We start from the raw sequence: 23,633 nt of genomic DNA, 5'->3' as shown, positions 1-23,633 counted from the left end.
TCACCTTCCTTTTCAAAGGTACGCTATTACCCTGCGTACCCTTGTACTTGCTTCATATTATTTAAAAGCTCTTGTAGTACTGCTTCATTCGATTCAATGAACATCATTTCTTTGTCTGATGGATCTGTTTGAATCCAAACCGAACTATCTCCTACACGGAAGATTCCTTCTCCTTTTCCTGGGTTGTTGAGAATAATATCAAGCTCCCCAGCAGTTAAGTTAAAGTTCTCTTGAATCTTTTTCTTATCGATCTTATTTTGTTCTAAGAAGAAATAAGAGAAAGTGGATTGCAAGATACCGCGCGCTTTTACATTTTCTAAAATACGAACAAAGTCCTGACTTGCCCAGCACATACCTGCATTTCTCTTACGAGAGCGGCGTGCTACTTTTTCTAAGAAGTTAACTGTTTGTTCATAGTCGATAAACTGCCACATCTCATCCACATATAAAACTTTTCGTTTGATAGCGTGTTCTGGACTCTTAATCCAATGCTCCCAAATATAGTTCAAAATAACGTGGAAGGCGATTGGTTTTAAAAACCCTTCCTCTAAATGACTAATGTTGAAGTTAACAACACGTGACTCATTTAACTGCGTTTCCACGCCACGTCCAAAATGACTTTGCCCATCAAATAATGGTTTTGAACCATCACGTAGGAATGGACGAATTGCCGCAATTAACTCTTCTGCTTTCACATCTTCTCCATGATGTTCTACTAATACATCGTAGATTTCTTTTAACTCTGGCTCTGGCTTTCTCACTTGAGATTGAATTAATTGTCCATCCACTTTTTTCACTTCATCTGTATATAAAGATGAAGGATGAGAAGTAATACCATGTTTATCAAACACTTCGCGAATCGCATCTTCCAGCATCGTACGTTGGAATACATTTAATCCTGGTTGATCAAAATCTTGTCCGCGAATAATAATGTCAAAGAATCCTAGTATTTCATTAATTTTCTCTAAAATTGGTACGAATCTTACATACTTCACTCCATCACGTTCTATGAGTTCTTTCTTATCATATTGTTCAATTGCTTCTAATTCCTCATCTTTATCTGTAATCTGAAGTTCTGTTACCGCGATTGCACAAGGGTTAATAATGATATTACTTTCTGGTGAAATGTTTAAGTTAATACCGCCTAGACGTTTTGTAATTTTTACGAATTCTCCCTCTGGATCGATAATCATTGCATGTGTATCTGCAAGTGACGTTTCACGAGCTAACTTCATCTTTAAAAGTAAACTTTTCCCGGAACCTGAGATCCCCGTCACACCAATGTTATAATTTGGTGGGCGATACTCTGCATTCCCGAACGAATTTAAAAATTCTATTTGCCCAGTAATTTTGTTCTTTCCTATTGGTATACCACCATTAAATCTTCCGGATCCTGACACAAACGGTGCAAATGTACATAAGGCTCGTCTATCGATATTTCGATATGTATCTTGTAAAGTGTTTGGTGCACCTAGTGGCATAACCGCTTTCAAACCACTTTTCACACGATTCCAAGTACTTGCTATCTTAAAGTGTGATGCTTGCATTTCATCCTCAAGATACTCACATAAAACGTCTAATTCTTTCTTTGATTCTGCATACGCAACAGCCATCGTACTCACCATATAGGAGTCATTCTCATTAAATTGAATTTCATCCATTAAATTGTTTGTATCTTGAATTTTTGCATCTAAGTCTTTTTCTTGGTCAATGTTTCCTCGTGTGCGTTGGAAAGAAAGGTTTGAACGTAACATCGTTAGCTGCATATCTAACGATCGCATCGCTTTCGCTTTTGGCTCTTTATGAATATCAATCATGACATCGACTTCCCCAGCTGAAGTTAACATGTTCAACCAATTGGTTTGCATCATACGAGGGTATCCATCACGTGGAATATAAAACGGACGGAAGAAGGTATTACTTCCTAAAGACTGCTTAATCACCCCATAGTCTTCTGCATCAATTTTCATGCCTTCTGGGGCAATGACATCAAACACGGTTGTTTGATTATCTAATTGAGTGGGTACCTCTTCTTGCTCCTGCTCTTCCTCCTCTAGTTCCAATTCATCCTTCTCTTCTGCTTCTAATTTCTTTTTTTCTTTTTTCTTCTTTCCAAACAACTTCATATTTACGCCACCCCATTATTTGATTTTTCAGCTTTTTCTTCTGCTAGAACTTTCTTTATTAACTCTAGTTTTCTCTCATTTGTTTCACCTGTTGAATACAGAGAGAAGTTTTCATTTTCAATTAAATCTTGGAAACGTGCTTTCACAGCTTTACGACGATTAAACGCTACGTATAAGAGTTCTATCAATTTATCTTTCGTTAACATTTCTACATTAATTTTTGCTTTTGATAATAAATTTCGCGAAGCATTATAACGACGATATAATTCATTAAACGCTTTATCTACAATCTTTTCTTCCAATTCTTCCTCTGTATCAGCTGTAATCGTACTAATATCAACCTTGTATGGGTAAATTAAATAACGCTTTTGCTCATATCGAGGCTGCGAACGTTGCCAGTACTCTAAGTTATCGATAACTTCTTGACCATATAGTACTGTCTCTGGTGTAAGGTCCTTCGCACCTTTCATCGTTTCTGTCATTTTTCGTACAGGATCTGTTAAATCTACAAATTTACTTTGGATATATACTTTTGTATTAAACTCTAATGTTGTTAACCATGATTCAATTTTGATATCAATTGCTTCTTGTTCCATGTTGGAAAGTAAGTAATAGTTTACTGGATGCGCTTCCGCGATTAGGACAAATGTGTCATCATGATACCGAATCATATGATTGTCAATTTCCTTAATGTCTTCTACAAAAGCGCTAAAGAAATCAACATTATCCTCATCAACTTCTGATTCAAGAGGCATATTCTTTTTATTTTTCTTTCCGCCTTTTTCAGCAATGTGTTTCTCTATCCCGCCCTGGTTTTTCCCCTTTTTTTTAGACCCAAACAGCGGTTTCCCGTTCATTTTCCGATAAAAGAAAAATCCTACAATGGCTATCGCCGCAAAATATATCATTTCTAACATTTATAAATTCTCCTTTGCCCATGTAGTTGTCTCGTATCCTTTTCTCCATTTCCCTTTTTCAGAACGGCTACGCATTTTGATAAGTAAAAACTTATCTAGATACATGTGTTGTTTTTCTTTATAAATAAACGCAAACGCTATTACACCTACTACCGTTGGTATTGCTAAAATTAAGCAAATAAAAAATGCTACCACCGCATCAATAGGTGCAAATAGCCGCCAAAAGAATGGTACATATAAATAAAGGGATGCCCCGCCACCTAATAGATAAATCAATTGGCGTTTGCTCAGCACACCTAACAGTGTTTTTTGTTCCGAAGTCATATCAACAGGAACAGTTACTTTTCTCATTCTGTTTCCTCCTTTGTATAAGAGAAGCTCTCCCCAAATAGAGGAGAGCTTGTACAAACTCTTATGTTAGATTGTTGTAACCCAAGAAGCGATGTCGTACGCTTTGATCATGATAAAGCCTCCAATTGCCGCACAAGCCAAACCAAGCATAGCTTGTGTACGGTTTTCCGGGTTTTTCCCTTGTGCACCTGATAGTTTAATACTTGCGAATACAACACAAGCAACTACCCAAATACCACCAAAACCAATCAATGTTTTTACAAGGGTATTCATGCTATTTTGAACGGTTTGGGCATTCGCACCGCTACCTTTTCCAATACCACTCGTAAAACTACTTTTTGCCAGTAAGAAATCTCCTACTGATGTTGTCATAAGTTTTGCAGACAACCAATTCAACATAATTCCTGCACCTCCGGGTGTTTTTGCTCGCAAAACGCAAAAAGACCCCAATACACGCACACGTCCCCTAAGGACATGGCGCATATTGAGGTCTTCTCTTATATGCGAACTGATTAATTTTTATTTTATTGTTAAATCCTATTACGTTTATATTATAGCAATGCGATTTTTAAAAAACAAGACTTTCTTTACATATTTAACAAAAATAAAAGCAAGATAGACATTTCTTCTGCCATCTTGCTTTTATTATGCGACATTACCAAAGTTTAACATTTTAAAATCCACGAATTAATTTGCAGTAACATTGAAATTCACGTTAAAGTCTCTATCACCCCTATATACCACAGGATGATCAGCATTATCATACATAACTACTGTACTTACTATATATTCTCCAGACTGTGCATAGGAGCTTAGCGGAATATTTGCAACCCACTTTTTAGTTTGAGAATCATAATTAGCTGTCTCTCTCTTTTCTTCTCCTCCAGGGCCTTTTATATCTATGAACACATATTTGACACCAGAAACATCATCTTCAGCTTCTACACTTACTTGTACACTTTCCCCTGCTTTGTATGTTTTTTTACCTACTTCTACTTTATTTAATGTAGGTGGTTGTTGGTCCGATCCTAAATCATTTTCAACATTGAAATTCGCGTTAAAATCTCTACCACCCCTATATACCACAGGATGATCAGCATTATCATACATAACTACTGTACTTACTATATATTCTCCAGGCTGTGCATAGGAACTTAGTGAAATATTTGCAACCCATCTTTTAGTTCGAGAGTCATAATTAGCTGACTCGCTCTTTTCTTCTCCTCCAGGGCCTTTTATATCTATGAACACATATTTGACACCAGAAACATCATCTTCAGCTTCTACACTTACTTGTACACTTTCCCCTGCTTTGTATGTTTTTTTACCTACTTCTACTTTATTTAATGTAGGTGGTTGTTGGTCCGATCCTAAATCATTTTCAACATTGAAATTCGCGTTAAAATCTCTACCACCCCTATATACCACAGGATGATCAGCATTATCATACATAACTACTGTACTTACTATATATTCTCCAGGCTGTGCATATGAGCTTAGTGGAATATTTGCAACCCATCTTTTAGTTTGAGAATCATAATTTGCTGTCTCTCTCTTTTCTTCTCCTCCAGGGCCTTTTATATCTATGAACACATATTGGACACCAGAAACGTCATCTTCAGCTTCTACACTTACTTGTACACTTTCTCCCGCTTGGTATGTCTTTTTACCTACTTCTACTTTATTTAATGTAGGTGGTGCTTTATCTTCTTGATTAGTTGTCCCATTATCATTATCATTATCTTTACCAGGATTCTCCGGCTCCGTTGTCGTACCACCGTTATTCTCTTTCTCTGGTTTTTCCGGTTCTGTTGTCGTACCACCATTATTCTCTTTCTCTGGTTCTGTTGTTGGTTTCTCTTTCATATTAATTGCATTGTATAAAAATTGCGCATATTGCTCACGTGTTACAACCTGCTTTGGCTCAAACATATTATTTCCTGTACCAGCAGCAATTTTATTTTCTTGTAATGCACTGATAGCATTCGTAGCCCAATAGTTTTTTTCCACATCTTTAAATGTAGTAGTTGCTGTCGCTTTTAAATTAAAGGCTTTTGTTAACACAGCAGCTAACTGCTCACGTGTTAAGATATTATCAGGTCCAAATTTCCCATCACCATAGCCACTCATAATACCAACTTTAGTAAGAGTTAAGATTTCTTTTTCAAACATATGCCCTTTGACATCAGTAAACGGATTTTTAATATTAGGGTCATCTGCAGGTTTCAAGTATGCATAAATCATTCTAGCTACTTGACCACGAGTTATGTTATCACCAAAACCAAACATACCATTTCCATAACCTGCAATAATATTTTTATTTGCTAAATCTGTAATAGCATTAAAGGACCAATGGCCTTGTGGAACATCATTAAACTTTTTGCCTTCTGCCTGCGCATCTATCATTGGTGTTAATGTTGTTGCTAACATAATACTGCCTGCTAATACCGTCTGTTTAAGTTTCATAAATTATCTCCTTCATTCAAATTACGTTTATATGATTATTTCCCCTCAATATAATACTTGAGTACACTCACTACTTCATCTAAACTAATGTGCTAGACTCATTACAGAAGTTCAATGTAAATCTATATCTTTATATTTTAATTCCATAATTATAACATGCAATATATTCCTTTTTTCTATCTTTTAAATTTTTTTAAAAGATAGATTATAATAAAGGTCTATACGCTAAAATTCTATTCGAAATAATAATTACAATGGAAAAAAATAAAAAAACAGGCAATTGCATGTGAACTGACGCAATTACCTGTTTTTCTCACTTTCACCTATTTATTTTTTAAAATTTCATTAACCTCTTCTACACTTAATTCAGCAGCTTCCGCTACCTTCTCTATAGGTAATCCTACTTTTATCAAGTTTTTAATTAGTTGCTTTTTACCTTTTTCTTCTGCCGTTTCTATTTCAGATATTCGATCTTTTATTGCCTTCTCTCTCGCCTCATATAAGCGTAAAAAATCCTTATCGCTACTTAAACGCTCCCAATCCTCTATCGCCTTTTTCAAAACTGGATCTTTTTCCATTGCTATCGCCTCCAGGATTGTAGTTAAACTCTCATCCTCATGCGCAGGAAATAATAATAACCAACGCGCTAAAGAATCTTCCCATGGATTCATTCGTTCTTCTTGCCATTCTTGAATTACTTTTGGAATTTCAAGAAAATGCAACTGCATATTTTCGGTAATGATACGCTTGGATTTTCTGTTCATCACCGTATTAACATTATGAAATTCCTGCTCTTCTGGAAACAAAATGAAATCCACTATATTAATACAAATTGTTGGTCTTAATTCTGTGTACTTCATCCCTTGAGTCATTTGGGAATAATACATACCTGACCAGTAGAACAAAGAGCGCTCTATCATATCTTTTTTGTCTCGAACTTGAATCTCTATATTAATTTTTATACCACTATTTAGTGTAGCTCGCAAATCTAAAATAGACAATTTATCATCCTTTTGCTCTCTTGGAAGATGCGGATCATCTAAGTGTAAAGAAGTGATTTCTTCATTGATAGATGATTGTAATACCGCATTTAGAAAACCAATTAATATGTCTTCGTTTCCTTCTACCCCAAATAGACGCTTAAAAGCAAAGTCAATTCGTAAATTTACTAGTTTCTTTTTTACATATGCACTCATATTTTCCCTCTATCCTTCTACTTTTAAAAATTTTTATTTAAAGGCATAAAAAAAGATAGAATTACAATTCTATCTTTTTTCCCTTCTATTTACCTCACCAAATATGGCTACTAGCTGTTTAATATATATGAAATATCCTCTTCGCACATATTTGTCGCATTTGCAATCGTCGTAATAGAAACGCCTTCATTATAAAATCTATGAATTAGTTCTATTCTTTCTTGTTCCCTAGCTTTTTTGTCTACGTCCATTAATTGTTGCATAAGATTCATGTACTTAATACACACCTTTCTTTTATATAAAATCCCCTAGCTGAAATTTTACGATTTATTATATTGTGCGGAAAACTGGCTTGAAAAATGCTTGCATAGCATCATCCAAACCTTTTCCTTGTGCTGGATTCCATGCAGCAATCGTCACATTATAGCCCTCTTTCTTTAATTCTGTCGCAAAAGCAATTAAGGCCGCTCTTACTTTCTCGTTCTCTACTAAATCTGCGTCAAATGCTAAATACACATTCTCTACACTCATGTCTTTTAATACAGGCATAGCAATTCGCCATGCATTTACACCTGGAATTGCAAGTACTGTTGTCCCTACTTTAGATATCTCCTCTTTGTTCAGCCTTTGAGGAATTAAATCAGCAACCAAATCAGCTTTCATAGGACCTTCTGTAATCATTACTGATTTTGTTTGATGTAATGTACCCGAATTCCAATGTTTCAAGTGAGAGCTTGGTACCGCTACATGTACAGGAAGTGGATGTTCACTACCACCTGCACCAGTTCCATGATTTTTATTTGCTGATGAGAGCCACAAGTACTTTTGACCTTTATGAATCTTTACAACAATTCTTCCCTCTTGAAATGAAATTTCTACTTTTTTGCTCACTTCTAGTTCGCCTTCAAAGATACAATCACCATTCTTAGTTACCTTTACAACATTAGGTTGTTCAATTAATTCCGCTTGAACTCCAGTAGGTGCAGATTTCACATGAACTGAGTTTTTCACTTCATCCACACGAACCTGCCATCCAACAATTTGATTATACTGGTTTCGAAAAGGAATCAATATACCAGGGGAGCCTGCCATTAAACGAAGCGAAAGTGTACCTTTTTTCATTTCATAAAAGCCTGGCACGCCCTGCCAACAATCTTTCTTCCCAATCTGTTTGAATAACTGCTCCCAAACGGTTGTATACGTATTATCCTCTTCTAACACAATTTGTTGTTTTAAGAAGGAACGATATTGACGTACTTGTATTTGTTCCTCGTTCATTTTTCTATCTCTTAATAAATGTGCATGATGATTATCTTGCAATGGTATAAAATCAATTAACTTACGATTAAACACATCTAATTTCTCATTGCTTTTCTTATCATGAACCTGAACTTCATCCACTTCAGGCAATTGATACTTATCTTTTCCATTTATGTAATGAATGTAGCTTGGATTGCTCGTATTTTTCCCATAGACCCATTTGCTTTCTACACGGGTACATGCTACTTTCTCTTGCGAAACATGCAGCATACAATTGCCTGTATCATGACAAATTGGACAAGGAACACGATAAAACTCCCACCAGCTACCTCTTGGATACGCACTTGTTAAACGAAATTGACCTCTTTGAATGTTATAATTCATGTCTCCCAACTCCTTGTATACTGTTTATTATATATGGAACTATCACTTCCATTAAACTCTTTATACTTCTATTTAGATATTACCCTTGTACTTCTAACGTTTATACAAAAGAATATGTATCGCAAACTAAATAATCGCTTCTATGTTCTTGATCTAACAAAGTCGATTTCACACATCTCAAATCTTAAACTCTCCCCAATAAAATAAAAGGACAGAAATTCATAGTCATTTTTCACTACGGATTTCTGTCATTCCCTCTGTCTGTACACTTTCATATGGTTCTGTAAATCACTCATTACGATACACTAACACCCGTTAAAGAGAATAAGTCCTCTTTTGTCGGATTAAGTGCTTGCAACCAACTATCTACCTGTAGGAAGTTTACTTTTCTTAATTGTTCTCCCTTCTCCGCACGCTTTGCCACTTCTAATCCTCCATGATGATGAACAAGAATTGTAAGATCATCTTTCTTGAAAATACAATCTTCATCTGAAAACTTTACATGATGGCTTCGTAAAATCGGCTTCCACTTCTTAAGTGAATACCCTTCTACATCTAAAAAACCACGGATTGCAGTAAAGCGAAAACTTGTCCCTCTAAAACATCTTTCCAACAAAAAAGGAAATCTCGTACACATCCATTAAAATGAACATGATACAAATAGATTTCCCCTGCTTGTTTTGCTACTTACTGTGACAAGTTTGATGGTTTAATTGAAAACTGATAACAATCCCGTTCCCAAAAAGCTCCTCCTTTTGTAACTCTCAATCGCAATGCTCGTAAACTCGGAATAAAATCATCCGGATGTGCAGAACAAAATATAGATACTTCAAAACTCGTATTCATTATAAATCCCCCTAAATAATAATTTTGCCCACTGTGATAATGGGTTTTACCAATCAAACAGACTTGAAAACAACACAAAAAGGGCTTCTTCAAGTCGATTAATAATGTGCATAGCAAAATAAGCTATATATACACTAATCGGCTCAAAGAAGCCCTTTCAAAATTGAAACAAGACGCAACTTGCTTCTACAACTCAACCACAACACATAAGGTGTGGGAATAAACGGAATCAATTAAACAATAAATATAGTTTTATAATAATAAATTCATACCAGTATTTCAACAATTTTATGCCTCTTTAAATATTCTGATTATTCCTTTTATTTCCATTGAAATAATGTATAATAAAAGTATCCTACGCGAGATATTGAGTCGTATCTCATTCGTCATTCAAAAAAGGCCTGTATATAAAAATAAGGCCTTTTTTATTTATGTAAAAAATATAAATAAAAAGAGCTCAATGTAGCTTTGAAATAAAGTCTTACCGCAGTCAACGAAAGTACGGTCTAGATGCAGAGTACTGATAAAAAGTGAAATAATCAAAAAATTAATAACAGAATTTGTTGTAATTTGACTTGAGTTTCATTTATGTTAAGCTTTCATATTTTTTATAAATTAATTAGGATATAGTTCACTTAACATAGCATGTGGGTTCTTATTCCAAAATCTATCTAATGGGGTTCTTAACCCTTGATTAATTACCCACCTTCTACTATATATCCTTATTAGTTCTTCATTAGTTAATTTTTCTTTTTCCTCTATCGTCCATTTCAATGCTTCTAATGCCTTCTCCTTTGTCCAAAACCCACGAGGGGCCCTATTTAATTCCCATTCTTTAAACTTCCCTGGGTACAACTCGTGTAGCATGGCATATGGACTATTTTTCCAAAATCTATCTAATGGGGTTCTTAGCCCTTGATTAATTATCCATCTTCTACTATAGACTTTTATAAGCTCTTCATTTGTTAACTTTTCTTTTTCCTCTATCGTCCATTTTAATGCCCCCAGTGCCTTTTTCTTTGTCCAGTAGTTTTTAGGTGTCTTCTGGAATTCCCACTCTTTGAAACATCCAGGATATAACTCATCTATCATACTAAATGGACTATCATTCCAATATCTCGCCAATGGGGTCCTTAAGCCTATTTCTGAAAACCAAATTACACTAATTTTTTTTCTTATCTCCTCATTATTCATTTGTTTTCTTTCCTCTATCGTCCATTTCAATGCTTCCAACGCTTTTTTTCTTGTCCATAAACGACTAGGAGTTTTTTTAAAATCCCATTCCTTAAAATGGTCTGGATATAATTCATTTATCATTATGTAAGGACTATTTCCCCAAAAAATTTGGCAAGGTGAACTCAAATTACGCTTAGTTAACCACTGAATATTATAAACCTCCAATAATTTATTATCTGTTAACCTTTCTTTTTCTTCTATCGTCCATTTTAATGCTTCCAATGCCTTTTCCTTTGTCCAATAGTTTCTAGGTGTCATTTGAAATTCCCATTCTTTAAAACAATTCGGATAAACATCATTTATCATGGCATATGGGCTATCATGATATTTAACGCTAAGTACACCACCTAATTTATATTTAATAATTAATTGGGATTTCCAACTCTTAAGAATTGTTTTTTTATCCCTCTTTAAAACTTTTTCTATAAAATACTTAATTACACGTTTTGCTAGATTATTATCATAATCATCACTCCATGTACTTTTAGGAAATTGCTTTCTTTTACCTTCTAAAATTTCTTGATATATTTGTTCAATGCTATACATATTATTTACTCCTTTTGTTGTGCAAATAAAAAATCCATAAAATCATATACATTGTTATTAGATTCTTTAATCAGTTTCTATGATGATTTCCAAAAAGTACAAATAGAACCTATCATCCTTATTCCTGAGGAATAAATTTATATTATGGCGGATTCATCAGCTGTTAAACGTATAATTGAAAATTTAATTACCAATGCAATCAAGCATTCAAGTGAAGAGGTTACCATTCAACTTAATATAATGAATCCTGCTAAACAATTAAAAAAAGAAGAATTTCCTTTTCTTTTTGATCGCTTCTATAAAGTCGATCAAGCAAGGAAAAAAAGGTACAGATTTAGGTTTGCTTATTGCGAAAAGTCTAATGACAAAGATGGATGGTAATTTATCAGCAGAATTAATTGGTGATCAATTAAAGATGAAGTATGAATGGAAAAAAGGAACAATAATTACAAAAATCCCATCTATATAGATGTGTTTTCTCCTGGTGCATTTTTTGTAAATTCGTATAAGGCACATGCACCTAAAATAACGAATATACCTTCAGGAGCATCTATTTGGTATAGTTTTCCATGCGTCTGAAATTACTAGTTCATTACCTATATAAGACGTAAAATATGCCTCAATATTACAGATTTCGCGATGTGGGAAAGCCCATATCGCACTTTAGTCCACCTTTAGGCATGGGATGAAAGGATCGCTTTTTCATAGAAAAACAGTTGTTTATTGGTTATACTGAAACGATAGACAAGTACAAGTCTTTAAAACGACATTGTGTTCCTTGAAAACAAGATATCATATGGAGTTCGGTAGCCGAATTCATGCTATCGGTAAAATGATATATGTCGTCAAGAACAAGACGCTAAAACATATGAACACGAACCTATACGGTCTGTCGTGAGAGTGGTGATGGCACACCGCAATCTTGCACGTCAGCGATACCAGAAATGGACTTCGCCTTTGGTAGCAAGAATCCCACTGACGTTTGTCAGCTTGCCCCTTTAGGGGTGGGATTGTCAATTATAGTAAATTGCACAACATATAAAATATCTCTTCTAATTAGATAAAAATATAAACTTTATTATCTTCTTTCTAATTTAAAACATTATATCTAAATATACAATTTTATTATAACTAAATTCTAAGTGAAGTGAATATGCAAAAATGCATATTCACTTCACTTAGATTATACCTTTGTTTATCTACATTATTTTAAGGATATCCATTCATAGCTAGACCATTCTTTAGGCTGCTTGTCATACTTGATACGACCAGTGGTACAAAAAGAGGCAAGCATCCATTGAATAAGATTCATCTTTGCATAGGGATCAATACAATCCTCTATTTTTTTCAATTGATAGCCAGTACTATTTTTCTGCCAAATCGTATATAGACGAAAATGGGTAGTAGTAATGAGTCTAGCCCTTGTTGTAACCTGCCATTTTGCAATTTTCGTTAAATCTTCTTTTACCTTTCTTTCGTACTCTTGTTTTACTACCTTGTAACTCTTCTCTTTATTGATTAATCCATTAGAAAATTCAAAAGGCATTTGATGCACCTCATAAACTATGCCTTCTTCCCCCCCTAAAATATTCGATTCCACTAGAAATATATTTTTTAGCTTTAACTGTTCCGTTAATTCTTTTCCTCTTTGATAAAATGGCTTTTTCATCTTCTGCAACAAGACCACCTGTACAATTAATCCGATAAGTAACGGATACGCTAGTACAAACACCATATTAATAAACATGTTTACAAGAAGTACTCCTACTATTGCAAATATCGTAAAGTAAATATACGTTTCTCTTTGATGAATGATTCTACTGTTCAAGCCAAGATACCTCCGTTTTGATATATAGTGAAAGCAACATAAACAAGTGCTCCTAATAAAATAGAACAAGCCCCTGGAAAGCTCTGTATTAGCTGTATTTCTTTCTTTGGCAGTTTCGCACCAAATATAGAGGCAGTATGCTCTAATTGGTCTTTAATAGCTCCCATAAACCCTAAAATCTTAATTAATCGATACACACTAGCAATCCAAAAGAATAGTAAATGGAAAGCTGTTAATGTAATAGCGGTAAGCATAGCCGATTCTTCTACTACGTTGCTAACATATAAAGCTACCACCACAAGCATTTTCGTATCACCGGGTGAAGAAAATTTAAACGTCTCTAGCAATAAACCACATGCTAAGGCCATAACTAGTACAATCGCAATCTCCTTGCCTGTTCGTATTCCAGCAAAATAGGTGATTCCTATACCCATAATTAAGAATAGTAGATGCCACATATTTTTTGTTTTTCTATATTTCAAATCAGTAAATACATTCAGGAACATGTAGCTTAGTAATAATCCTATAATATACAAAGGCATTCTCTTCTCTCCTTTTCTGAATCCATATACAATTGCTGTCTAAAAAAGGGAACCACTTCTAGAGTAGCCCCCTTGATTTTTACATTTATTTTTTGTTCCAAGAATCCACATCTGCATTGCTTGATGCTTTTGTGAATCGAGCTAGAATTGTATCATACCCACCTTGAATTGCTTTCCATACAAATGGCCCAATGACTAGCACAATAATTACCGCTAAAGCGATTAACATACCGTTTTCTGATGATAACTGTGAATCTTCGTTTTTTAACCAATTTTTCATTTTTGCTAACATATTATTTTCTTAACATTTATATATAAATGTTAAGAATCTACTAATACAAAAAATCAACTATTAAAAGCCTTTATTTCTTGTTCCAAGAATCTACATCTGCATTGCTTGATGCTTTTGTGAATCGAGCTAGAATTGTTTCATATCCACCCTGGATTGCCTTCCATACAAATGGCCCAATAACAAGTACAATAATTACCGCTAAAGCGATTAACATACCGTTTTCTGATGACAACTGTGAATCCTCATTTTTTAACCAATTTTTCATTTTCGTTAACATTTTATTTTGCTCCTTTATATATCAATTTTAGGAATCTATTAAGATAAGAATTTACCTATTTACAGCTTTTATTTCTTGTTCCAAGAATCTACATCTGCATTGCTTGATGCTTTTGTGAATCGAGCCAGGATCGTATCATATCCACCTTGAATTGCTTTCCATACAAACGGTCCAATGACTAATACGATAATAACCGCCAAGGCGATTAACATACCGTTTTCTGATGATAATTGTGAGTCTTCATTTCTTAACCAATTCTTCATTTTTGTTAACATGTATTTTGCTCCTTTACCTATTCAATTTGGGATAATATCTTTTTATATACTTGCAAATCCTTGTGCTAAGGATTGAATAACAATGACCATTGGATATATAACGATACAACCAATAACCGCAACGTTAAATTTATTCATTTCCATTGGTTTATCTTGAACCAGACGGTTGTAGTTCTCATGTTTTAATTCACGCATCATTTTGATTTGCGAATCCATAATACGAAGACTTTGTACCTTGTCCGTTTTTTGCGCTTGTTGTAACGCAATCGTAAAGGTGTTTACTTCTGGACTATTTAAAGCTGTTGCGAAGTTCCTAAACGGTTGATCCGAACCCGCATACATTTCTAATTCCGCTGTAAGAGTAGATACATAAGGACTAAGATGCCTCCCTGCATATATCTGTGCCTTTTTTACTGCTTCTAATGTTGTATGTGTCTTTAACAACTGCAGCAACGGAATTAAATACTCCGGTAACTCAAACTTTCTTGCCTCTACAGCCTGTTTAATCTTTCTTTTTAATAGATAATCTGGATAGAAGTAAAGCAGTGGTGAAACCAGAACGCCTACTTTAAATAAGTAGTAATCATGGAATACGGTACAAATTAAGAAAACAGATGTGAAAATGACGGGATACGCAACCTTCATTTTCAAATATTCTTCTGGTTTCGTATCCAAGCCAGCTTCCTCTAATTTTTTCTGAATCTGCTCTTTCTTTTCTTCTGTCAGATACTTATGTGATAACGATTGAAAAGGAGCAAGCATCATTTGATTCAAATTCTTCTTTTCAATACGCTTCGCATTTTCTACATAATGAGTAAGTACACTCTCACTGTCTTTTTTACTTTGTAGAAAGGTGGAGAATACCCAGTACATGACAACAAATATGACTAAACCTAAAAACGCAGCCATCTTATTCCCCCCTTTCTGTCGGGTTATAATTTGCAATTTTTTCTACACGTGTTGCTAGGAAAAATACAATAAACATATTTACTGTTAATGCAATTTTCCCCATCATAGAACCTGCCAAAAATCCATATGCCTCTTTTGACATCAACATAATGACAATCGGCATTGCGATGACTATTAAGCAGTTCTGTACAAAAGCACGTTGTGCTTGTGACAAACTAGAACGTAATCTTGCCAGGTATAGCTTTTGTTTTTCAAAATCTTCTGCAATATCTAGTAAGACTTGCACTGAATTCGCTCCACCTTCTCGGCTACATACTTCCAACATTTCGTGGAAGAAAACCAATTCTCTAAAATTAAAGGTTTCATTAAACCCTCTAAATGCACGGTGCATCGTTGTTCCCCCTTCTAATAAAAGAGAAACTTTTTCTATTTCTTCTTGAATACTGTCATGCATCATCGGTTTCACCTGAAGTAACACGCGTTTTGCGTTATTACTAATTTGAAGTGCATTTGCTACAGCCTTCATATAGATAGAAAGACGATCTATGACAACTAAGTAATAACGTTTTTTTCTACGATAGAGAAGAAACCTCGGCACTAAAAACCCACATAAAGCGGAAATCAGTGTAAAAGGATCTCTTCCAAAAGAGAAGTAGAATACTGCCGCAATACTCATCCCTGAAAGTACCGTATATACCCAATACATACTTTTCGTCAGTTTCCACTCGTACTTTTGGGCTTCCTGGATAACGGATTGTGGAAGATACATCCGTATTCCTTTGATATTCCGTAATTCTAAGCGTCTTTCTTCTTTCTCATTTTCTTGTACAAATTGGGAAAGGGCAGAACCCTTAGATTTTGTGAAAAGTAAAACTAACAATAGTACACTCATGAATATGAGGAAGATACATCCATAAGCTAACAAACTATGCATACTGCACCTCCTGTTGTGAAAGGAATGGTGCATAAAGAGCTGGATTTACAGTAGAAGAACGGAACTTCCTTTCCATATCAGCCGACATTGTCGCTGTAGTGATATGATCTCCATGAATCTTTCCTACTCTCTCATTCATTTCATCGTGTTCCTCATATGTCGGGATAAACTGAGAAAGCTGATTGAACTGTATATCATCTTGATAATCCAATAGTTCAATCATCTCTGTAATATAACGATTTCCATCATCTTTCTTCTCTAAAAAGACAATCACATCAAATGTCTGCGAAATTAATTCATATAAATACTGGGCGTCAATATTTGCACCACTTTGCAGACACATGAGCATTAAACGTCTAACTGCTTCTTTTGCACTTCTTGCATGGACAGAAGTAAAACCAGGGTGTCCTGTTTGGAAGAAGTTCAGCATTTTCAATGCTTCTTTCCCCCTTGATTCCCCTACTATTAATCGCTTTGGTCCTTGTCGTAACGCATTTGTTAGCAATCTATCAAAGTCAATTGCATTCTCTTCTACTTCCGATGCCCTACACTGCATCGGAACAAAATGATGTTCTGGAAAAATACGATGCAAATATAATTCAGGGTTATCTTCTACTACGAGAGTACGTTCTTTCTTTTTCCCTTTCGGAATATGAGAAGCAAGATATTTCATAAACTCTGACTTCCCTGTACCTGTTGCTCCCGCCACTAAAATATTCATTTTGGCTTTCACGGCTGCGGCCAAAAAGTCCAACATCTCTCTCGATGCTTGATTTGTAGATAACATACGCTCTTCAGAGGCACGAAGATGATCCGCATTCTTACGAATCGTTATCGTTGTACCCAGTCCACCCAGTTCATCTAATGCAATATTGATACGTATATAGGGAAATACGCAGTCTACATAGGGTTTAGCTGTATTTAAGGATTCTGAAGTACTGTTTACCATCTTATAGGCTAAAGCTTTCACTTCTTCTTCCGTTTCAAACCGGTAAGGAAATGTACATTCTCCCTCGCCAATCTTTTCGTAAATAATCTCTTTTGTGCCATTTATATAAATATCGGTTACATCTGTATCCTCTTTCAAAGGCTCTATAATACCAAATCCAACAATATCGTCACACACCATATTCAGTAATTGTTCAGAAGGTACATCTGAAATGACGACTTGATTACTTAATAAAAAGCTTTTGATGATTTGCTCTACAGCTGCTCTCTTCTCTTTATTCATAAAAGATTCGCTTAAGATATCACGATGTTCTTTTATTAAAAATGCACGAATTTCATCGGTTATATCTTTAATTTGTTGAGCTGTAGTTGTTCCTAACCTTTTAGCCGATTTGGAACGAATCATATAACCGAAGTGATATAAATCAACTCGATTTCGCTTTAAGGCGACTTGTTTTTCCTGTAAATAGCCCCACATACTACTTGCCTCCCCTTTTAACTTCGTAAACCAAAGAAACCCTTTTTCATAGAGGATGTATGCTGGAATGGAATATCAAATCCAGCTGCTTCCATAATGTGATGGACCTTTTCATTAATTTGTGGAGAACCAAATTGCATCCCCCATTCATAACTCGTACGATCTCTATCATACGAAATTGCCACCGCAATTTTTTGAGAAGAAAGCTTTTCAATATCCTCTACATAATTCTCATCCGCCATATTTAATACATGAATCATGCGAGGTAATGTTAGCTTAGCTTCTTCTATCAGCTTTAATTCCTGCTTGATTGCTAACGCACCACGAGGGTTTCCATTTAGCACATGAACAACAAGATCTGATTGGTATAAGATTGGGTAACTCAGCACCTCGGATAATTCAGTTGGCACCGATAGAATGATGTAATCGTATTCTGTCTCTACAAGTGATTCGATAAATGTTGTTACAAACAATTCTTTGTTTTGAATCTCAGGGAATTGAGCCATGTTATAACCTGATGGAAATACTAGAAAATCCATCTTATCGTGCAATTTTTGTATCAGCTTTGGATTCAATTTTTTCTCTAGTAAATCTTGCTTTGTGCAAATGTACTGCAAGAGATTGTATTCATTTTCTTTCCTTACAAGCTCTAATATATTTTTGCTGTCATGGCTAAGACCTGTTCCAACTGCAAAGCTTGGTCTCACTTGGTCTGCTTCTACATACAGCACCTTTTTCCCTAAATGAGCTAACTCATTCGCCATCGCAATACTTAACGTGCTTTTCCCTACGTTTTCGTTTGTCGCATAAAAGGCAACCATTCTTACTTGCCGCTCCATCTTAATACCCCCTTTCTTATTTGGATTCGTTCAGATACTGTGCAACATATTCTTTTACATTTTTAGAAATTGGATTGGTTGAATGTTTCTCTACATAGTCTAAAATGTTCTTCTGATCAGATATTTGTGAGAACCCTTCTGCTGGTTGTAATTCTTTCCCTGTTTGTTCAACCTTTTGTCCAACTGCAACGGGAATCACATCTCCAAGCATTTTCGCACGATTCAAGTATTGGAGTTGTTCTGGCGAAACAGCCAATGTATATAAACGAGTTACCTTCGGTTTTTGTTTCCCCTCTTGTTCCTCTTTTGATTCTTTCTTTTCTAACACGAATGCATCTTCTGTATTACTATCTTTTGCTGCCGTAACACGTACACGTTGGAAAAGACCACCGAATACAACCTTCTCATTGTCTCCTTCTTTCACAACCTGTTTGAAATACAAGTCCACGTATGTGTTAGGAATAATACTATTCCCGGAACTTGTTTCAAGATCAACGAGTAATGGGAAAGCAACTTCTTCATCTTTCAGGTTTAATATTGCAGAGTCTGGTAACTCTTCTTTCTTTACCACTTTATTTTTGAAGAGATAGCTATTTTCTGTAATGGGTTGCCCATCATTTGTCCATTTTCCTACGACCTCTTTCTTACTCACGCGTAATGCATTGGGCGGAATGGAATCACCAGGTAATGTGCGTTCAACTAGCATATCCTCTTTAATCTCTGTATGAGCGGGTATATCCTTTGCGGCTACGACAATCTTTGTTGGTTTTACTGCATTCTCCACTGCAAAATGATTGTATCCATAGATACCAGCGACTGTTGCAGCGGCAAGACCAACCGCAGCAATCTGCTTCTTTTGAAACTTAGATGGCTTCAATGTTTGTGTTCCTCCTTATGTAGCCTTTAAACGCAAAAAAAGGACACACCTATGGCATAAAGCGCCTTAGGTGTGTCCTTTTAGCTAATCTAAAGTCTATATGAAAATGTTGGATTTGTTTTCTTTAATATTACAATTTCAATATTATGATATATACGGTTTTATGTCAATCATTTCTAAAAAAAAATCTATTTTTTCTATTCCAACGCACGAATTACAAAAAACAAAAAACCTTTAAAAACGTTGTCATATCAAGGTTTTCAAGCTATTAACTACCCATTAAATACGATATAATAGATGTAACGTAACTGAATATTTCAGGGTGGTCGGTTGCTATCCTTTCTCTTTCATTTTATGGGGAAAGGAGGTGACCAAATGGACATTCTTTTCACTATAGCAATTGAAATTTTGAAAGTTATTGCTAGAGAAGTCGCTGTATTTTTTGCAAAACGAGTAGGCAAATTCCTATCAACGTCTTGGAAGAAAATACAAAAAAAGCGACAAAAAACGAAAAGAACCACCCTCAATGCCAGCAAGCGTCTGAAGGGCGGTTCTAAGAAAAAATAAACTTTTTTTAGCAACCATCCACCTTGCGGTAGCAGTTACATTAGGCGAGATGTTAGAGCATCTCGTCTTTATTAGTTTATGCAAAAACTATCTTTGTAATACTTCTACACATATTATAACATCAACTATGGTCCATGTCATGTCTCTGCATCCACTATAGTGGATGAAATAAATAAAATTATTTCTAAAACGAAATCAATTTTGTCCCTGTTTCAAAATACTTTGCAGGAGCATAGCTTTTCCCATTCCGATCCTGAAATTCACTTCCAATGCACAGAGATACAATCATTACGACAACCCCGATGAAAATTGCACGTCTCACACGTTGTTTTTTCTTTTTATCCACTTTAAATTCCCCTTTCTACGAAAAAAGGCACATCCCAATTAAGGGATGTGCCTTTGGTTTATCCATTCAGCTACTAGTTTAAGATGAATTACTATTGTCGTTTCATCTTATTATACAATATTACTTTCTATTTTTCATATAATACCAGTCTGACAAATCAGTGATAATATGTTCTTTTCCAACCCAATTCCAGCCTGGCGTTTGTACAGGGAATGGAAGATCAGCAAGTACTCTTCTCTTTTTGAAGTCATCGTAAGCAACGCCTTTAATTTCTATCTCATTCGTCATACATAAGCTCATTTCGTTGATACCTGCTGGGTTTGTTTCAACATTAAACGGATATTTTCCATCTTTCGTTTTCAATGGTGCGTACCATTTGCGTCCCCCATCAATAATCTTTTCCTGTCCATCCCAATATAGGGACTTTGTCGGTCTTTTACTATCAAATACAAGACCTGTTATTTCAGACAAATACATATTTTTAGGTAGGAATTTCGATGTCAATCCAGTATTAGAAACACGCTCCAAATCTTGTGTAGTTTTTAATCCTTCATCGGCAAAAGGATATTGTGCCGTTGCTTCTGTAAATACACCAGGGTAATTTGCATTCCAATCATTTTTGTATTTCCCATTTACTTCATAAGTGAATCCATATCCACTATGAAGCTTAGAAGGTACTAGATTATCAATACCTCCACTTAACGTTTCATAATACATTTCTCCAACTGTATCATCTTTAGAAACACGCTCACTGACTGTTTCTACCACACCTTTTACGCTAGTTACACCACACATCCCTTTTTCATGTGATGGTGCATAGATACCTGTTTTAATAGGATTATTTTTGTATGTGGTTTCTTCTACATCTATACGATTACCAGCAGGGTTAATTTCCGCTTGAATTGTTCCTTTCCCTTTATGCTGCCAGTCAAGGTTCAATGTTTTCTTTTCTCCCTCTGTTAGTCTTACCTTTTGTGAAGCCACCTGTTGCCCGTTATGTTTTAGCACGACTACTGTTTCAGGATTCACATATTTTTCTTCTAATCCATCTAACTTCTTAATTTTTTTCTTCTCTTTATCTAGCTTCTCCCTTGCCTTATCTAACCTACCCGCAGCGTTGTCTAATCTATTCTCTTCCCATGAGCAGTCCCTATCATAATAGTGGTGATTTCCTTCCGCATCTATTTCATGAATAGGATCACGACGGCAATAACTTAGACTTGATTGAGCGCTATCTCTATCTGATTCAGTGCTATTTACTTCCTGCTGGGACTTATTAATATTATTATTTACCTTCGCTCTATATTGATCACGGTCTGGCTTAAAGTTATCACGTGATACATCTACCCTTGTTTTAATATTTTTTCCTTCTCTTGCTGTTTCACCTTCAATTCGGTCAGCCGAAAAATCAATTTTATATTTATACTCTTCTTCATCACCTGGATCTGGGTTAGGTGTCACTTCTGTACCACAATTACCATCTACATTAAAGTTGACTGTTTTCTCATTTGAATCCCTTTGAACAGCGTCTGTTACTTTAATTTTCGCAGTATAGCGCCCGCACATTTGCGGCTGCCAGCTTACATCTTCTTTAGTAAATTGTCCTGCATCGCCTTCATTTGGTTTCTGATTATCTGTTTGTGGGTTTGAACGTAAGTAATTCTCCTGATGATGCACTGTTTCGCCATCTTTTGTAATATCTAGCATCCATTTCACACGATTTCTTTCCCCGGCAGCTGCTTGATATGGATTTACTGTTGTTCCATTTGGATCTCTATCGTTGTATCCCTTATTTTTACTTACATATTCGAAACCGTTAAATGTAAATTTAACAGGGACATCCTTTTTGCCACTAGACGCTTTAAACTCTTTTATTTCTGGTTTACTTGTACGTACATACCACAAGTTATAATCATTAACCCCACTTACTCCACCAGATCCAGCATATCCACCAGAAAGATATGCAATATCACGAATCCAATAGAATAACCCATATCTTGAACCTTTTGTATTTACAATTTGATGTGATTTTAAATTCTCTAAAACAAACTCTGAATTCCCCCAATACTTATTAGAGATAACCGCAGAATCAATCCGTTCTTTCTCAGTTATCATCCTATCCCCAACAGTAATCGATGGATTGATATAACCTTCATTAGAAATTCGTACATACGGTTCACTTGAATCGACATTTTGAACTAAATTTTCCCATGGATTCTCCCAATTAAAAGCCCCATTATATACAGCTGGATAATGCAAATCAGATAAATACATTAAGCGCTCAGCTTCATATCCCTTTCCTGGACGAACGTATTTCCCCTCCATTTGCAATTGTCCAGATAAAAGATAAGTATCCTCATTCCCATTGAAGAAGGGAATTTCATTATTCTTAGCATCTACTGAAATAGGAAGTGTCAACAGTAGTGATGTACAAGCAAATAGTATTTTCTTTTTAATTTTCATGAATATTCCTCCTGAATACAAAAAAGGACACACCCGTACCATTGGCTGGTACGTAAGGTGTGTCCTTTACGTGATTTTAAAATCCGTATATTAAACTATATATTGATTCTAGCAAATTTTATTTCTCTTTACAATTACTTTATTTACTTTGTACTTGAATATACATCATTTTATCAGCAGTTGAATGTCCAATACGAACTTTATGATTTTGAGTAGTGTAATTATTAATCACTTGAGCATCTACTGTCTCTTGGATTTCTTTATCTAAATTTAATTCAGGGTTTATGAAAGTAACCCATTTCTTAGTTAATTCTACTGTTGCTTTATTATTATATAAGAAGGCGATTTCAAAGTTATTTTTATCTGTTGCATCAACATAGAATTGTGCTCCAATTGAACCTGCTGGTAAATACATATCTTTATCAATGAGTTTTACATATACTCCAACATCGCTATACTTTAAATTAGTATTATATTTTTTGTTGATAGAGCTAACAATATCTTGCCCCTCTTTGGTTACTAGTTTTTGAACAGTAACGTTATTGTTAAAAGCTTCTTGATTAAATTCCATATCTTTAGTTGCTAAATTTTCATTTAACCCTACTGGCAATTTAATTTCAGGCTTTGTTTCTGGCTTTTCTTCTGGTTTTGTTTCAGGTTTCGGGTCTGGCTTCACTTCTGGTTTTTCTTCTGGTTTCGTTTCAGGTTTTGGATCTGGCTTCACTTCTGG

The 23,633-nt window shown here is 35.1% G+C and carries 23 protein-coding genes and 4 pseudogenes; 2 read left to right on the top strand and 25 right to left on the bottom strand.

Annotated features, from left to right (window positions below):
* Positions 1-26: 26 nt before the first annotated feature.
* From ABH959_RS28575 to ABH959_RS28525, 11 genes and pseudogenes are all read right to left on the bottom strand, one after another.
* A complete protein-coding gene (locus ABH959_RS28575) occupies positions 27-2,126 on the bottom strand; it encodes a VirB4 family type IV secretion system protein (RefSeq protein WP_215586299.1) in 2,100 nt (699 codons plus the stop codon).
* 2 nt (positions 2,127-2,128) lie between these two features.
* Complete coding sequence (locus tag ABH959_RS28570) at positions 2,129-3,043, bottom strand: hypothetical protein (RefSeq protein WP_098342208.1); 915 nt, start codon at positions 3,041-3,043, stop codon at positions 2,129-2,131.
* Complete coding sequence (locus ABH959_RS28565) at positions 3,044-3,394, bottom strand: PrgI family protein (protein WP_098342207.1); 351 nt, start codon at positions 3,392-3,394, stop codon at positions 3,044-3,046. It lies immediately after the preceding gene.
* A 66-nt stretch (positions 3,395-3,460) separates the two neighbouring features.
* Entirely contained in the window at positions 3,461-3,877 is a 417-nt protein-coding gene (locus tag ABH959_RS28560) for a hypothetical protein (protein WP_002169754.1), read from the bottom strand.
* Between the two features lie 1,356 nt (positions 3,878-5,233).
* A pseudogene (locus tag ABH959_RS28555) lies at positions 5,234-5,860 on the bottom strand (S-layer homology domain-containing protein); the annotation flags it as partial.
* Between the two features lie 323 nt (positions 5,861-6,183).
* Positions 6,184-7,056: an Rpn family recombination-promoting nuclease/putative transposase gene (locus tag ABH959_RS28550; RefSeq protein WP_340853113.1), complete on the bottom strand. Its 873-nt coding sequence runs from the start codon at positions 7,054-7,056 to the stop codon at positions 6,184-6,186.
* 110 nt (positions 7,057-7,166) lie between these two features.
* Positions 7,167-7,328, bottom strand: coding sequence for a hypothetical protein (locus ABH959_RS28545; RefSeq protein ID WP_340853115.1), 162 nt, complete (start codon positions 7,326-7,328; stop codon positions 7,167-7,169).
* Between the two features lie 58 nt (positions 7,329-7,386).
* Entirely contained in the window at positions 7,387-8,700 is a 1,314-nt protein-coding gene (locus ABH959_RS28540; protein WP_404481547.1) for a DUF3854 domain-containing protein, read from the bottom strand.
* Positions 8,690-8,872: pseudogene (locus tag ABH959_RS28535) on the bottom strand (LPD1 domain-containing protein); the annotation flags it as partial. The gene ABH959_RS28540 and the pseudogene ABH959_RS28535, both read right to left, overlap by 11 nt.
* 123 nt (positions 8,873-8,995) lie before the next feature.
* Positions 8,996-9,546: pseudogene (locus tag ABH959_RS28530) on the bottom strand (hypothetical protein).
* A 615-nt stretch (positions 9,547-10,161) separates the two neighbouring features.
* Complete coding sequence (locus tag ABH959_RS28525; protein WP_404493486.1) at positions 10,162-11,328, bottom strand: DUF4046 domain-containing protein; 1,167 nt, start codon at positions 11,326-11,328, stop codon at positions 10,162-10,164.
* Positions 11,329-11,614: 286 nt separating this feature from the next.
* On the opposite strand from ABH959_RS28525, the gene ABH959_RS28520 reads away from it, so the two are divergent.
* The gene (locus ABH959_RS28520; protein ID WP_340853123.1) at positions 11,615-11,797 is read left to right on the top strand and encodes a hypothetical protein; all 183 of its coding nucleotides are present in this window, start codon (positions 11,615-11,617) and stop codon (positions 11,795-11,797) included.
* On the opposite strand, the gene ABH959_RS28515 is transcribed toward ABH959_RS28520, so the two are convergent.
* The 11 genes from ABH959_RS28515 to cpaB all read right to left on the bottom strand — a co-directional run bounded on the left by ABH959_RS28515 (position 11,790) and on the right by cpaB (position 19,527).
* Positions 11,790-11,855, bottom strand: a complete 66-nt coding sequence (locus tag ABH959_RS28515; RefSeq protein WP_404481608.1) for a hypothetical protein — start codon at positions 11,853-11,855, stop codon at positions 11,790-11,792. The genes ABH959_RS28520 and ABH959_RS28515 overlap by 8 nt on opposite strands.
* A 677-nt stretch (positions 11,856-12,532) precedes the next feature.
* Positions 12,533-13,156, bottom strand: coding sequence for a hypothetical protein (locus tag ABH959_RS28510; protein WP_404467932.1), 624 nt, complete (start codon positions 13,154-13,156; stop codon positions 12,533-12,535).
* On the bottom strand, positions 13,153-13,698 hold the full coding sequence (locus ABH959_RS28505) for a hypothetical protein (protein WP_215561201.1): 546 nt from the start codon (positions 13,696-13,698) through the stop codon (positions 13,153-13,155). Before ABH959_RS28505 ends, ABH959_RS28510 begins: the two co-directional genes overlap by 4 nt.
* Positions 13,699-13,783: 85 nt before the next feature.
* Positions 13,784-13,990: a hypothetical protein gene (locus ABH959_RS28500; RefSeq protein WP_000879954.1), complete on the bottom strand. Its 207-nt coding sequence runs from the start codon at positions 13,988-13,990 to the stop codon at positions 13,784-13,786.
* A gap of 70 nt (positions 13,991-14,060) precedes the next feature.
* Entirely contained in the window at positions 14,061-14,267 is a 207-nt protein-coding gene (locus tag ABH959_RS28495; protein WP_215561200.1) for a hypothetical protein, read from the bottom strand.
* A gap of 68 nt (positions 14,268-14,335) precedes the next feature.
* A complete protein-coding gene (locus tag ABH959_RS28490; protein WP_215561199.1) occupies positions 14,336-14,542 on the bottom strand; it encodes a hypothetical protein in 207 nt (68 codons plus the stop codon).
* A gap of 42 nt (positions 14,543-14,584) precedes the next feature.
* Positions 14,585-15,451, bottom strand: a complete 867-nt coding sequence (locus ABH959_RS28485) for a hypothetical protein (protein WP_404493484.1) — start codon at positions 15,449-15,451, stop codon at positions 14,585-14,587.
* A gap of 1 nt (position 15,452) precedes the next feature.
* Positions 15,453-16,385: a type II secretion system F family protein gene (locus tag ABH959_RS28480; protein ID WP_098342192.1), complete on the bottom strand. Its 933-nt coding sequence runs from the start codon at positions 16,383-16,385 to the stop codon at positions 15,453-15,455.
* A complete protein-coding gene (locus ABH959_RS28475; RefSeq protein WP_098342191.1) occupies positions 16,378-17,811 on the bottom strand; it encodes a TadA family conjugal transfer-associated ATPase in 1,434 nt (477 codons plus the stop codon). The genes ABH959_RS28480 and ABH959_RS28475 overlap by 8 nt, the downstream gene beginning before the upstream one ends.
* A gap of 17 nt (positions 17,812-17,828) precedes the next feature.
* Positions 17,829-18,650, bottom strand: a complete 822-nt coding sequence (locus ABH959_RS28470; protein ID WP_098342190.1) for an AAA family ATPase — start codon at positions 18,648-18,650, stop codon at positions 17,829-17,831.
* A 16-nt stretch (positions 18,651-18,666) separates the two neighbouring features.
* Entirely contained in the window at positions 18,667-19,527 is an 861-nt protein-coding gene (gene cpaB / locus ABH959_RS28465; RefSeq protein ID WP_113937410.1) for a Flp pilus assembly protein CpaB, read from the bottom strand.
* Positions 19,528-19,902: 375 nt separating this feature from the next.
* Here cpaB and ABH959_RS28460 point away from each other — a divergent pair, with 375 nt between their 5' ends.
* Positions 19,903-20,094 (top strand): hypothetical protein, encoded by a 192-nt coding sequence (locus ABH959_RS28460; RefSeq protein WP_098342189.1) that lies wholly within the window; start codon positions 19,903-19,905, stop codon positions 20,092-20,094.
* A 184-nt stretch (positions 20,095-20,278) separates the two neighbouring features.
* On the opposite strand, the gene ABH959_RS28455 is transcribed toward ABH959_RS28460, so the two are convergent.
* The 3 genes and pseudogenes from ABH959_RS28455 to ABH959_RS28445 form a co-directional block, all read right to left on the bottom strand.
* Positions 20,279-20,440, bottom strand: coding sequence for a hypothetical protein (locus tag ABH959_RS28455; protein WP_176535837.1), 162 nt, complete (start codon positions 20,438-20,440; stop codon positions 20,279-20,281).
* 120 nt (positions 20,441-20,560) lie between these two features.
* Positions 20,561-22,903, bottom strand: a complete 2,343-nt coding sequence (locus ABH959_RS28450; RefSeq protein ID WP_404493480.1) for a hypothetical protein — start codon at positions 22,901-22,903, stop codon at positions 20,561-20,563.
* Between the two features lie 139 nt (positions 22,904-23,042).
* Positions 23,043-23,633 (bottom strand): annotated as a pseudogene (locus ABH959_RS28445) (S-layer homology domain-containing protein); the annotation flags it as partial.

This window comes from Bacillus sp. RC51 (assembly GCF_044908115.1).
Taxonomy (GTDB): Bacteria; Bacillota; Bacilli; order Bacillales; family Bacillaceae_G; genus Bacillus_A; species Bacillus_A mycoides.
This window is presented reverse-complemented; position numbering and strand designations above follow the sequence as displayed.